7 protein-coding genes are annotated in these 13,721 nt (G+C 74.7%); 5 read left to right on the top strand and 2 right to left on the bottom strand.

Annotated elements, in window-relative coordinates:
• Positions 1 to 11: 11 nt before the first annotated feature.
• Positions 12 to 1,268: a serine/threonine-protein kinase gene (locus tag ACFXDJ_RS24335; protein ID WP_384654103.1), complete on the bottom strand. Its 1,257-nt coding sequence runs from the start codon at positions 1,266 to 1,268 to the stop codon at positions 12 to 14.
• 225 nt (positions 1,269 to 1,493) lie between these two features.
• The gene (locus tag ACFXDJ_RS24330; protein ID WP_384654109.1) at positions 1,494 to 3,302 is read right to left on the bottom strand and encodes a protein kinase; all 1,809 of its coding nucleotides are present in this window, start codon (positions 3,300 to 3,302) and stop codon (positions 1,494 to 1,496) included.
• Between the two features lie 483 nt (positions 3,303 to 3,785).
• Here ACFXDJ_RS24330 and ACFXDJ_RS24325 point away from each other — a divergent pair, with 483 nt between their 5' ends.
• The 5 genes from ACFXDJ_RS24325 to ACFXDJ_RS24305 all read left to right on the top strand — a co-directional run bounded on the left by ACFXDJ_RS24325 (position 3,786) and on the right by ACFXDJ_RS24305 (position 13,625).
• Positions 3,786 to 7,517: an FHA domain-containing protein gene (locus tag ACFXDJ_RS24325; RefSeq protein ID WP_384850281.1), complete on the top strand. Its 3,732-nt coding sequence runs from the start codon at positions 3,786 to 3,788 to the stop codon at positions 7,515 to 7,517.
• 171 nt (positions 7,518 to 7,688) lie between these two features.
• Positions 7,689 to 9,017: an ABC transporter substrate-binding protein gene (locus tag ACFXDJ_RS24320; protein WP_384661986.1), complete on the top strand. Its 1,329-nt coding sequence runs from the start codon at positions 7,689 to 7,691 to the stop codon at positions 9,015 to 9,017.
• A gap of 73 nt (positions 9,018 to 9,090) precedes the next feature.
• Entirely contained in the window at positions 9,091 to 10,356 is a 1,266-nt protein-coding gene (locus tag ACFXDJ_RS24315; protein ID WP_384661983.1) for a carbohydrate ABC transporter permease, read from the top strand.
• A complete protein-coding gene (locus ACFXDJ_RS24310; protein ID WP_384850277.1) occupies positions 10,353 to 11,228 on the top strand; it encodes a carbohydrate ABC transporter permease in 876 nt (291 codons plus the stop codon). Before ACFXDJ_RS24315 ends, ACFXDJ_RS24310 begins: the two co-directional genes overlap by 4 nt.
• A 147-nt stretch (positions 11,229 to 11,375) precedes the next feature.
• Entirely contained in the window at positions 11,376 to 13,625 is a 2,250-nt protein-coding gene (locus ACFXDJ_RS24305) for a CDP-glycerol glycerophosphotransferase family protein (RefSeq protein WP_384850274.1), read from the top strand.
• The last annotated feature ends 96 nt before the right edge of the window (positions 13,626 to 13,721 follow it).

Genomic DNA, 13,721 nt, shown 5'->3' with positions numbered 1-13,721 from the left:
CCGCCCGGGCGCTACGGGGCCGTCGAGCCGGACTGCTTGCTGTCCCGCGGCGGCGGCGCCGAGTCCGAGGAGGCGGCCAGCCAGCTGCCGACCCCCACCGCAGCGGCCAGCGCAACCGCGGCGGCGGACAGCGCCAGCCGCCGCTTGCGGGCCGTCTCCGCCCGGTGCCGCGCGGAGCCCGGCCGGTGGCCGCCCGCGGGGCGCGGGACCCGGGCGGTGCCCAGCGCGCCGCCCGCCAGCTCGTCCGGCCCCGGCACCCGCATCGAGGTGTGGGTGTCGCGGTTGGAGTCCGTGGAGGATCCGGAGCCCGGGACCAGCGGGACGACGCCACGGCGCCGGACCGGGTCCGTCACCACGGCTTCCGGTTCCGGTGCGTCCGCCTGTTCCGGCTCGTCCGGCTCGTCCACGTCCAGCGGCGGCATCCCCGCCAGCAGCGGCTGGAGGTCCCGCAGCCTCAGGGAGAGCTCCGAGGCGCGCAGCCGCGAAGCGGGGGCCTTCGCCAGGCACTGGACGATCAGCTGCCACAGCTCGTCGGGGATCCCGGGCAGCGGGACGACGGTCTCGGTCACGTGGCGGCGTAGGACCGCCCCGGGATGCCCGCCGCCGAACGGGGTGAAACCCGCCAGCAGCTCGTACAGAACGGTGGCGAGGGCGTAGATGTCCACCGCGGCGCGCGGGGGCAGGCCCTCCACTATCTCGGGCGCCAGATAGTCCGGAGTCCCGATGATCCGGGTGGTCGGGGACGGAACCCGTCCGCCGGAGGCCCGCCTCGGCGAGTCGATGAGCTTGGCCACCCCGAAGTCGGTGAGCAGCGCCGGATGCGCGCCGCCCGGCCCGAGCGGGCCCTGCATGTCGAGGAGCACGTTCTCCGGTTTGACGTCCCGGTGCACGACCCCGGCCGCGTGCGCGGCCGCCAGCGCGTCCGCGACGTCCGCGACGATCGCGACGGCCGCCTCGGGGGCGAGGCGCCGCTCGCGGTCGAGGCGCGTGCGCAGGTCCGTACCGCGTACGAGGTCCATGACGAGGGCGAGGTCGTTGCCGTCCACGACGAGGTCGCGGACGCAGACGACGTGCGGGTGCTCCAGCCCGAGCAGCGCGCTGCGCTCCTGGACGAACCGTCCGACCAGTTCCTGGTCCGAGGCGAGGTCCTCGCGCAGCAGTTTGACGGCGACGGGGCCGTCAGGCCCCTCGCCCAGCCATACCGTGCCCGCGCTGCCGCGCCCAAGGATCTGGTGCGCGGTGTACCGGCTGCCGATCTTCCGTGCCACGACTGCTCCCTCAGCGGCTGGCGTACCGCACCAAAGCTACGCGGCCGGGTGGGGGTTGGAGTCCACGGATCGCGGCGACCTTCACTTCTGCGGGCGAAATCACGTCCCAGAAGTCGACAAATCCATAAGGTCGGCACTATGGGGCCTGATTCAGGGACCGTTTCGCGCCAATACCGGGCCGATTCCAGTTCCGGTTGTGGCTCCGGATCGGGCTCCGGTTCCGGATCAGGGGGCCGAGCCGCCTCCCGTGGCGTCGCCGATCGTGCTCACCCAGTCCACGACGTCCGAGCCCCAGGTCCACACCTGGTCCCACCAGCCCTTGCCGGTGCCGACCCACTCCTGAAGCGGGGTCAGCTCCCAAACCAGCCAGCCGGCGACGAAGAACACCAGGATGAGCACCAAGCAGCCCTTCAGGCAGCCCAGACCGGGAATCTTCACCGGGTTCGCGCTGCGGCGGCGCGGCTCGGCGGGTTCCCGCTCGGCCGGCCGCTGCCGCGGCGGCGGGCCCTGCGGGGGCTGCTGCTGGGGCTGGCGGTACTGGGGCTGCTGCGGCTGCTGGTACTGCTGGGGGTGCTGTTGCTGCGGCTGGTAGTGCTGCGGCGGGGGCTGCGGCGCGTACTGCTGCTGCGGGTACTGCTGCTGGTGCTGCGGAGGCCTCTGCTGCTGCTGTTGCCGCGGCGGCGGACCCTGCCGGTACGGCTGCTGCTGCGGGGGCTGCTGCGGCTGGCGGTACTGGGACGGCTGCTGCTGCGGCGGCGGGGGCGCCTGCCGCTGCGGCCGGCGGCGCAGCGGGTCCTCGCTCGGGTCGAGGTACTGCATCTGCGTCTGCTCGTTGCGGTCGCGGGCCGCCCGCATCTGCGACTGCCACGGGTGCGGCTGGTCCGGCTGCTGCACGGGCGGCATCACCGAGGTCGGATCCGCGCCGCCCTGGCCGCCCGGACCGCCCTGGCCGCCCGTGCTGGGCAGCACCGACGTGGCGTCGGCCGCGCCGACCGGCGGCATCACGCTGGTCATGGCGTTGGGGTCGTACGCCCCCATCGGGGAGACCCCGGCGCCTCCGGGCAGCACCTGCGTCGCGTCCGAGGGCCCGTGGGCACCCGGGGTCGCGGGGACCGGCGCGGGCGAGGTGTCCGGGGCGAGCAGCGCGCCGACGCCGAGCGCGGCCTCGACCTCGGCCGCCGTGGAGTGCACGCCGATACCGGAGGCCACGACGCGCAGGCCGCGCGCCAGGCTCTCCGCGCTCGGGCGCTCGTAGGGCTCCTTGCGCAGGCAGCGTTCGATGACCGTCCACAGCGGCTCGGGCACGTTCGCCGGGCGCTGCGGGTCCTCGCTGAGGTGGCGGTGCAGGACCTCCAGCGCGGTGCCGCCCGCGAAGGGCGGGCGGCCGGTGAGGAGCTCGTAGAGCAGGATGCCGGCGCCGTAGATGTCGACGGCGGAGGTCTGCGGGCGGCCCTCGGCGGACTCGGGGGCGACGTAGGCGGGGGTCCCGACGAACTCGTGGGTGCGGGTCAGCCCCGGGGAGTCGGCCAGGCGCGCGATGCCGAAGTCGGTGAGCATCGGCTTCATCTGGCCGTCGCGCTCGTCGAGCAGGACGTTGGCGGGCTTCAGGTCGCGGTGGACCACGCCGTCGGCGTGGCTGGCGGCGAGCGCGTCCGCGATCTGGGCGGTCAGCAGGCTCGCGGCGACCGGGGTGAAGGGGCCGTTCTCGCGGAGGTACCTGTGCAGGTCGGGACCCTCGATGAGGTCCATGACGAGTGCGAGGAGATCGCCTTCGACGACGAGGTCGCGGGTGCGGACGATGTTGGGGTGGGTCAGGCGCAGCAGGACGGAGCGCTCGCGCAGGAAGCGCATGACGATGTCGGAGTCCTGGGCCAGCTCCTCCTTGAGGACCTTGATGGCCACGGTCTCGCCGGCGTGGCCGGCGACGGCCGCCTCGGCACCGGCCGCCTCCCGCTGGCTGGCGCGCCAGACGGTGCCCGTGGCGCCCCGCCCGAGCGGCTCCACGAGGAGGTACTTGCTGCCGACTGGCCGCACGTCGCGCGCTCCTTGTTCGTCGTCTTGTTCGTCGTCGATCTCGTCGTCGATCTCGCCGGTCCGGCGATGCGTTTTCCGGCCCACTCTAGGGGGTGTCCCGTGGGAAGACGCGGGGTGCGGAGGGTTGGTTGCCGCACATATGCACGAAGGGTGATGTTTGCGGCGTATGCCGGGGGCGATTTTCCGTGCCTCGATGTCCATATCCGATCGGCCCGGCCACAGGTCCGGTGTCGGTACGCGACCGATCAAGATCACTTGTCGGTGGGTGACGGGCGTGTTGTGTACGACAGGTGCGAGGATGCACCCGTACGGAACGGCCGGGACGGGAGCCCCGCCGCTCCGGGCAGACCTGACCGGACGACGCGTCCGTGCCGGGTGGGGGCGGTCGGGCACGCACGGCATGCATCGCATTCCATGCCGTGCCCCGTGGATCCCTGCCGGGCGCTAACACCGCGCACCGCGCAGAAGGGACCGCTGACAGCGATGCAGATCCGGCTGACCGTCCTTGGGTCGGGGTCGCGCAGCGGCCACCACCAGGCCACGACCGCCCACGCCTCCTCCTCTTCCACCGGCGGCGCCGGACCGGCGAGCTGTGACGTGCTCGTCACCGCGCCGCCCGGCACCGCGCTGTCCGCGGTGGCCTCCGGGCTCGCGGCCACCGTCGGCGGGCCCGACACCGGGGGCACGGTCGTGCTCTACGCCGGTACGGAGCGGCTCGATCCCGGGCGCTGCGTACTCGGCGAGCCGCCGCTCGTGGACGGGGCGGTCCTCTCCCTGCACGTGCCCGGCCCCGACGTCCTGGCCGACGCCGAGACCGGGGACGGCCCCCAGCTCCACGTGGTGGCCGGTCCCGACGCGGGCGGGGTGCACCTGCTGCACCCGGGGGCGATCCGGATCGGGCGCTCGGCCGACGCGGACGTCCCGCTGGACGATCCCGACGTCTCGCGGCTGCACTGCACCGTCACCGTGCTCCCGGACGGGCGGGTGGCCGTGGCCGACCTCGGCTCGACGAACGGCACCACGCTCGACGGGGCGGTGGTCGGGGCGGAGCCCGCGGCGCTGGCGCCGGGGGCGCTGCTGCGCGTCGGCGAATCCACGCTCCGCCTGGCGCTGGGCCCGACGCCCCCGCCGCTCCCCCTCACCCCCGACCTGGAGGGCCACCTCTCCCTCACCCTGCCGACCCCGCCGACTCCCGCCCCCGGCGGCTCCCCGGGGCCCGTCCCCGCCGGGGGCACCTCCGGCGGAGCCTGGGGGTCTACGCCGGGCACGCGATCGGGATCCGCCGCTGGCGCGGGATCCGGCGCGGGCCAGGGCCCTGGGGGTTCCCTCGGCGGAGCACGGGGGCCCGGCGGGGGACCGGGGGGACGGTTCCCCCACCCCGCCCCTTCCCGAAACGGGGGCTCCGCCCCCGACCCCGGTGCGTCCGGCGCGAGCCGGGACGGCTCCGGCGCCTCCGGCGCGGGCTGGGACACCTACGGGACGGGCCACAGCCCCGGTACCCCGGGCCGGGCCGCCCGGCCCGGATCCGGCGCCCCGGGCCTGGAGCAGCACGGCGCGGCCGGGTGGGACGGCTCCGACACCTCCGGCGCGAACTGGGGCGTGCCCGGAACGGGCCACGACTCCGGCACCTCCGGCCGCGGCCGGGCCTCCGCACCCGGTGACGGCATCCCGGGCGCACGGCAGCAGAGCGCAGCCGGCACCGCCGGCACCGAGCAGCACGGCTGGGACGGTGCCTCCGGCGCGGGAGCGCCCGGCGCCGGTGTGGAGCAGTACGGCGAAGCCGGCTGGGGCACCCCCTCCGGCGCGGCGGCCCGCGCAGCGACCGGCGGCGTCCGGGGCAGCGCGCCCGAACCCGGCAACGGCCCCCAGGGCCCGGGCACCGGCCGCCCCGATGGGCGGGGCCAGCAGGGCCAGGGCCCCGGAACCGGGAGGGCCGACGGCCAAGGCTCCCCGGCCGCGCAAGGCAACAGGCAAGGCTCCGGGACCGGCCGCCCCGACGGGCAGGGCCCGCAGGGCGACGGGGCCGGGCCGGGCCACGGGCCGGGCTCCGGAGTCGGGCGGAGCGAAGCATCCGCCCCCGCACCCCGGCGGGCCGCTCGGCGGGGGCTCGGGGCTTGGGCTCGGAAGTGGGTGCGCGGGGAGGAGGCCGCCGAGGTGCTCGGCGGTGGGGGCGAGGCCGTGGCCGAGGCCGCCGCGGCCGGGGTCACTGGTGCGCGGCCCGGCGCCGACGACCCCGCCGCGCTGCTGCTCGCCGCCCTCGGTCCGGCCCCGCGGCTGTGGTCCGGGCCCGCCGGACTCGACGTCACGCTCGGCGTCGGCAGCGAGGTCTCGCTCCTGGAGACCGGCGCGCTCGGCATCGCCGGGCCCCGGGCCCGCCTGACCGGTGTGGCCCGGTCCGTGATCGCCCAGCTCGCCGCCCTGCACGCGCCCGGCCAGCGGCTGGAGATCGTGCTGGTCTGCGCCGACCGCGCCCGCCCGCTCGCCGAACGCCGCCGCGACTGGGGCTGGCTCGGCTGGCTGCCCCACGTACGGCCCGCGCACGGGCAGGACTGCCGGCTGCTGCTCGCGTACGACCGCGACCAGGCGGCCGCCCGCGCCGGTGAGCTGACCCGCCGCCTCGACGACGGTCCCCTCGGCGTGCACTGGGCCGCCGCCTCTCCGGAGGCGGTGCGCGAGGCCTCGTACGACTACCGGGGCCCCTACACCCTCCTCGTCCTCGACGGGGACCCGGGTGCCGGCGCCCTGCGGGACGTCACCGGGCGGCTCGCCTCGCACGGGCCGGCCGCCGGGATCCACGTGCTGGCGCTCGCCGAGTCCCCGGCCGCGACCCCCGCCTCCCCCGTCGTCGAGACCTACGAGGCCGCCTGCGCCGCCGCCCCCGCCTTCCGGGACTGCGCCGCCGTCGCCCTGCTCAGCGGCGACGTGGCCACGGCGGTACGGACCTTCGCGGTCTCCCACGGCAAGCCGGTGCCGCCCGGCGAGACGGCCACGGCCGACGCCGTCTCGGTGGCCTGGGCGGAGCGGTTCGCCCGCGCCCTGGCCCCGCTGAAGGCCGACTCCCCCGCCGCGGAGGGCTACCGGCCCGCCGCCGCCACCCTCCCCCAGACCTCCCGGCTGCTCGACGAGCTGGGGCTGGCGAGGGCCACCCCGGCGTCCCTGATGGCCCGTTGGGCCGCCGCCACCGACCAGGGCCAGCGCGTCGGCGGCCTCGCCGAGATCGTGCTCGGCACCGGCCGGCGCGGACCCGTCGGCGCCGAACTCGTCACCGACGGCCCGCACCTGCTGATCGAGGGGCCCGCCGGCAGCGGCCGTACCGAACTGCTGCGTTCCGTGGCCGCCTCCCTGTCGGCAGCCGCCCGGCCCGACCGGCTCGGCCTGGTCCTGCTCGACGGAGCCGGCGGCGAGCGCGGCGACGGCCTGCTGCCCTGTACCGAGCTGCCGCACGTCTCGGCCCACCTCGTCGCCTCCGACCCGCTGCGCATGCGGGAGTTCGCGCAGGCGCTGGGCGCCGAGCTCAAGCGGCGGGCGGAGCTCCTGGAGGGGGCGCCGTTCGCCGAGTGGCACGCGCTGCGCGAGGTCTCCGACCGGATGGTCTCGCCCCGCCAGCCCACCCCCGGCGAACTGCGCGGCGATCTGGAACCCCAGCGCTCCGGCACCCTGCGGCTGCGTTCCTCCGCCACCCGCACCGACCCGGCCGCCGGACCGAGCCCGCTGCCTCGTCTGGTCGTGCTGGTGGACGACTTCGACGCGCTGGTCGCACCGGGCCTGGGCAGTACGGGCCGGCCCGCCGCCGGTTCGGTGGTCCGCGCGCTGGAGGCGGTGGCCCGCGAGGGCGCCCGGCTCGGGGTGCACCTGGTGGCCACCAGCGCCCGCCCGGACCGGACCGCCGACACCGAACTGGCCCGGCTCGCCACCTTGCGCGTCGAGCTCGACGCCCCCGACCAGCCGGGCCCCGGACGCGGCCTGCTCCGGTACGCCGACGGCCGCGCCGTCCCGTTCCAGGGCGGCCGGGTCACCGGCCGGATCCCCCGGACGGCGACGCAGCGTCCGACCGTGGTCCCGGTGGAGTGGGAGCGGATGGGCGATCCACCTACCCGCCGCCCGGTCCGCGAGCTGGGCAACGGCCCGACCGACCTCGCGCTGCTGGCCAGCGCCCTGGACCGGGCCTCGCACCTGGTCTCGGCGATACCGGTGCTGTTCCCGCCCGCGCCTTGAGCCGGGTCACGCGGTATTGCGGGGGTGCGCGGGTCGGCGTAGACCTGTGAGCCGGAACACACCACCGGCATCGGGGGCAGAGCCATGCACGAGCACGGAACGAGCCGCACGAAGACCCGCACGAGGACCGGTACGAGGATCCGCACGAGGCCCCGTACGAGAGGCCCGGCCATGGCCGCGGCCCTGGTCGCCTCGGGAGCGCTCGCGCTCACCGCGTGCGGAGGCGGCGATGTGAGCCACGGTCCGGGCCCGGTCGTCGGGACCGCCAACCGGCCCCGGGTCGAATTACCCATGCTGCCCGGCGAAAAGCTGGAGGTCGCGGCCGTGTGGACGGGCCCGGAACAGGCGAACTTCGTCAAGGTGCTCAAGGAGTTCGAGCGGCGGACCGGCGCCACCGTCACCTTCGTACCGGCGCAGGACCCGATCGTCACCTTCCTCGGTACGAAGATCGCGGGCGGCTCTCCGCCGGACGTGGCGCTGCTCCCGCAGGTCGGGGCGCTGGTCTCGGCGGTCAAGAACAAGTGGGCGCAGCCGGTCGGAGCCGAGGCGCGGGCCCAGCTGAACCAGAACTACTCGGACGGCTGGAAGAAGCTCGGGGCGGTCGACGGAACCCAGTACGGCGTGTACTACAAGGCCGCCAACAAGTCGCTGATCTGGTACAACGCGAAGGCCTTCGAGGCGGCGGGCGTAAAGCCCCCGAAGACCTGGAAGGAACTCCTGACGGCGGCCGACACCCTGTCCGCGTCCGGCACCCCGGCGGTCTCGGTGGCCGGCGCCGACGGCTGGACCCTGACCGACTGGTTCGAGAACGTGTACCTCTCCCAGGCCGGCCCGGAGAAGTACGACCAGCTCGCCAAGCACGAGATCAAGTGGACGGACGACAGCGTCCAGCAGGCGCTGACCTCGCTGGCCGAGCTGTTCGGCCGCAAGGACTTCCTGGCGGGCGGCCAGAGCGGGGCGCTGGCGACGGAGTTCCCGAAGTCGGTGACGCAGACCTTCACCGGCGGCGACCGGCCGGCGGCCGCGATGGTCTACGAGGGCGACTTCGTGGCGGTGAACATCGCGCAGACGGAGGCGAAGGTGGGCAAGGACGCCCTCGTCTTCCCCTTCCCGGCGGTCGGCGACAAGGCTCCCGTCGTCTCGGGCGGTGACGTGGCGGTCGCACTCAAGCCGTCGAAGGGCGCGCAGGCGCTGCTGACCTTCCTCGCGTCCCCCGACGCGGCGGAGATCCAGGCCCGCGAAGGCGGTTTCGTCTCCCCGAACAGGGCGGTCGATCCGGCTGCCTACCCGAACGACATCCAGCGCGGCATCGCCAAGGCCCTGATCGCGTCGGGCGACGACTTCCGCTTCGACATGTCGGACCAGGCTCCGGCGGCCTTCGGCGGGACCCCGGGCGCGGGCGAGTGGAAGGCGCTCCAGGACTTCCTGGCCAACCCGTCGGACGTGGCGGGCACCCAGGCGAGGCTGGAGGCGGACGCGGCCAAGGCCTACGGGAACTGACCCCGTGAACTCCTCCTCCACCTCCGCCTCCTCCGGAACCCCCACCAAGGCGGGGGAGGCGAGGCGCCGCCGCCTGACCGCGGCCGCGTTCCTCCTCCCCGCCCTCGTCCTGCTCGGCGCGCTCGTCGTGCACCCCATCGGCTACTCGCTCTACCGCAGCTTCTTCGACCGCTCCGGCGACGCCTTCGTGGGCGGCGGGAACTACCGCGAGATCCTCCACGACTCCACCATCCGCACCGCCTTGAAGAACACGGCGGTGTGGGTGGTGCTGGCCCCCGTCACCGCCACCGCGCTCGGCCTCGTCTTCGCGGTGCTGACCGAACGGGTGCGCTGGGGAACGGCGTTCAAGCTGATCGTCTTCATGCCGATGGCCATCTCCATGCTCGCGGCGGGCATCATCTTCCGGCTCGTCTACGACCACGACCCCGGCCGGGGCGTCGCGAACGCCGTCTGGGTCGGCGTCCACGACACCTTCGCCGAGTCCTCCGCCTTCCCCAAGGCCCGCCCCGGCCGGGACTCCCCGCTGCTCCCGGCGGACGGGGGCGCGTACGTGACCCGCGATCCGGTACGGGCGGGCGTGCCCGTACTGCTCCCGCTGGTCGGGATCGCCCCGGAGGCCCTGCCCAAGGGCGCGGGCCAGGCCAAGGCGCCCGCCGCCGAGCCCGGGAAGGTCACCGGCACCGCCTGGCAGGACTTCACCCGGGGCGGCGGCGGGACGGTGAACACGGTCGACCCCACCGAGTCCGCGCTCGCCGGGCTGCGGATCGAGGCGGTCAAGGACGGCCGGGTGGTCGATACGGCGACGGCCCGCGCCGACGGCACCTTCACCCTGTCCGCGCGGGCCGACGGGGCGCTGCTGCGGCTGCCCGCCTCGAACTTCCGGGAGGCGTACGGGGGCGTGGAGTGGCTCGGCCCGACGCTGGTGACCCCGGCGGTCATCGGGGCCTACGTGTGGATGTGGGCCGGGTTCGCGATGGTGCTGATCGGTGCGGGGCTGGCCGCCCTGCCGCGCGAGCTGCTGGAGGCGGCGCGGGTGGACGGGGCGAGCGAGTGGCAGGTGTTCCGGCGGATCACCGTGCCGCTGCTGGGGCCCGTCCTGGCGGTGGTCCTCGTCACCCTCGTCATCAACGTCATGAAGGTCTTCGACCTGGTGTTCGTGATCGCGCCGGGCGCGGTGCAGGACGATGCCAACGTCCTCGCGCTCCAGCTCTACCGGACCTCCTTCGGCACCGACGCGGATCCCGGGCTCGGTTCCGCGATCGCGGTCCTGCTGCTGGTGCTGGTGCTTCCCGTCATGGCCTACAACATCCACCGGATCCGCCGGGAGGCCCGCCGATGAGCACTCGCCGAAGCCGAAGCCGGCCCAACACCACGTCCAGCGTCGCGGCCCGCGCGGCCGGCGGCGCGCTGCGCGTCTTCCTCGTCCTGACGGCCCTGTTCTGGCTGCTGCCCACCCTCGGCCTGCTGATCTCCTCCTTCCTCTCCCCCACCGAGCTGAACCGCGGCGGCTGGTGGCAGGCGCTGACCGCGCCCTCCCGGCTGACGGCCGGGAACTACGAGCGGCTGCTGGCCAACGAGACCATCACCGGCTCCCTGCTCAGCACGGCGTCCATCGCGGTGCCCGCGACCCTGCTGGTCCTGACGCTGGGCGCGCTCGCCGGATACGCCTTCGCCTGGCTGGAGTTCCCCGGCCGGGACTGGCTGTTCCTGCTCGTGGTCGGGCTGCTCGTCGTACCCGTCCAGGTGGCGCTGATCCCGGTCTCCGAACTCTTCGGCTCCATCGGGCTGTTCGAGACCACCGCCGGGGTGGTGCTGTTCCACACCGCCTTCGGGCTGCCGTTCGCCGTGTTCCTGCTGCGCAACTTCTTCGCGGAGATCCCGCGCGAGCTGCTGGAGGCGGCCCGGCTCGACGGAGCGGGCGAACTGCGCCTGTTCGCACGGGTGGTGCTGCCGCTGGGCGGTCCGGCGATCGCCTCGCTCGGCATCTTCCAGTTCCTGTGGGTGTGGAACGACATGCTGGTCGCGCTGGTCTTCGCGGACTCCAAGCACCCGCCGGTCACGGTCGCCCTCCAGCAGCAGGTCCGGCAGTTCGGCAACAACATCGACGTGCTCGCGCCCGGCGCGTTCCTGTCGATGGTGGTGCCGCTCGTCGTCTTCTTCGCCTTCCAGCGGCAGTTCACCTCGGGGGTGATGGCGGGAGCGGTCAAGTAGCCCCGTACGCCCCTGCACCCACCGTCTGGATCATGCCGCTGACATGCCGGGTTGACGCTGCGTAACCCGAATGCCACACCCTGCGTAACCCGATCGCCACGCCGGGGGTTCCTGGGCAATATGCCCGCGCCGACCCCTGGATGTGCCGTGCCCCGGTTCAGCGTCATCGTGCCCGCGTACAAGGTCCAGGCGTACCTCCAGGAGAGTCTGGACTCGGTCCTGACCCAGTCGTACCCGGATCTCGAACTGATCGCGGTCGACGACGCCTCCCCGGACGCCTGCGGTTCGATCATCGACGACTACGCGGCCCGGGACCCCCGGGTCACCGCCGTGCACCTGGCGCACAACCTGGGCCTCGGGCCGGCCCGCAACGCGGGCCTGTCCCGGACCACCGGCGACTACGTGCTCTTCCTCGACGGCGACGACACCCTCGCCCCCGGCGCCCTCCAGGCCATCACCGACCGACTGAAGGCCACCGGCTCCCCGGACGTCCTCGTCTACGACTACGCCCGCACCTTCTGGACCGGCGAGCTGGTCCGCAACACCCTCTCCCACCGCCTCTCCGAGGACGGCCCGGCCAGCTTCCGCCTCGCCGACCGCCCCTCCCTCCTCGGCATGCTGATGGTGGTCTGGAACAAGACCTATCGCCGCGAGTACGTGGAACGCGAGGGACTCTCCTTCCCGCCCGGCTTCTACGAGGACACCCCCTGGACCTACCCGGCGCTCCTCGCGGCGGAGTCCGTCGCCGTCCTGGACCGGGTCTGCGTGCACTACCGCCAGCGCCGCACGGGCTCGATCCTGACCACGTCCACCCGCCGCCACCTGGACATCTTCGACCAGTACGACCGCGTCTTCGGCTACCTCGCCACCCGCCCCGAGCTGGAGCGCTGGCGGCCCGTCGTGCACCGACGGATGGCCGAGCACTTCTGCACCCTGTACGCGGACCCGCGCCGGCTCCCGCGCGCCGCCCGCGCCGAGTTCTTCGCCAGGGCGAGCGCCCTGCTGCGCCGCTACCGGGTCCCCGGCCCGCGCCCGCTGTCCCTGAGCCGCACCGACCGGGTCCGCCACCTCCTGATGCGGGCCGGCGCGCGGCGCACGTACCGCCTGCTGTCCGCGCTGCGCGCCGCCTCGCTCTCGGCGGGCGGGGCGGGCGTCACGCTGGGCCGGGGCCTGCGCGAAGCCGCCCTGCGCCTCCACTACCGCACGCAGCGGCTGCTGCCCCTGCGCCCGGAGCTGGCGGTCTTCTCCGCGTACTGGCACGGCGGTTACGCCTGCAACCCGGCGGCCATCGAGGCCAAGCTCCGCGAACTCGCCCCGCGCATGCGGACGGCCTGGATCTGCGACCCGGAGCACGCCTCGACCCTCCCCCGCGAAACCACCCTCCTGCGTCCGGGCTCGGCGGCGTACTGGACGGCGCTGGCCCGCGCCACATACCTGGTCACGAACGTCAACTTCGAGCGCACGTTGGTCAAGCGCCCCGGCCAGATCCTCCTCCAGACCCAGCACGGCACCCCGCTCAAGCGGGTCGGCCTCGACCTCCAGGACCGCCCGGCCGCCACCCCGACCACGGACTTCGCGGGCCTGCTGCGCGGCGCGGACCAGTGGGACTACCTCCTGTCCGCGAACCGCCACTCGACCCTGGTGTGGGAAAAGGCGGTCCCCTCCTCCTACACCACCCTCGAATACGGCTACCCGCGCAACGACGTCTTCCACCGGGCGACCCAGGCGGACGTCCTCGAACTGCGCGAACGCCTCGGCATCCCGCCGGGCTCGACGGCCATCCTGTACGCGCCCACGCACCGCGACTACCGCCGCAGCCGCCCCGAACACCTGGACTTCGAGCGGATCCTGCGCGACCTGGGCCCGCGCTACACGATCCTGGCCCGCACCCACCTGACGTACGCGGGATCGCCCTCCCCCGAGCCCCACCCCCGCCTGCTGGACGTCTCGTCCCACCCCTCCGTCGAGGAACTCTGCCTGGCCTCGGACGCGTTGGTGACGGACTACTCGTCCCTGATGTTCGACTACGCCTCGCTGGACCGGCCGATCGTGATCCACGCCGACGACTGGGAGGCGTACGAGGCCTCGCGCGGCACGTACTTCGACCTCCGGGCCTTCCCGCCGGGCGCGATCGCCCGCACCGAGGACGAACTGGTGGACATCTTCTCCACCGGCCACTGGCAGGGCTCGCGCTCCGCGCAGCTCCGCGCGTCGTTCCGGACCCGGTTCTGCACGCACGACGACGGCCAGGCGGCGGAGCGCGTGGTCCGCCGCGTCTTCCTGAGCCAGCCCGCGCCCCCCGTCGTCCCCCTGGAAGACCGCCGCCCAACCCCCGCGGCCCCCTCCCCCGCCCCAGAACCCACCCTGGCCCACCTGACCGCGGGCCGCTGGCCATAGGCCGCCTCAAACGCCGGCGGGGCTGGACGTAAGCAACCCCCGCCGCGGTAACCCGCCCCCCCGGCGGGTGGTGGGGGGGGTGGCGGGGGGGGGCCC

Origin of the sequence: Streptomyces sp. NPDC059443 (assembly GCF_042750105.1) — a bacterium.
GTDB lineage: Bacteria > Actinomycetota > Actinomycetes > Streptomycetales > Streptomycetaceae > Streptomyces.
The sequence above is the reverse complement of the archived record's forward strand: the minus strand, read 5'-3'. Positions and strand labels throughout refer to the sequence as shown.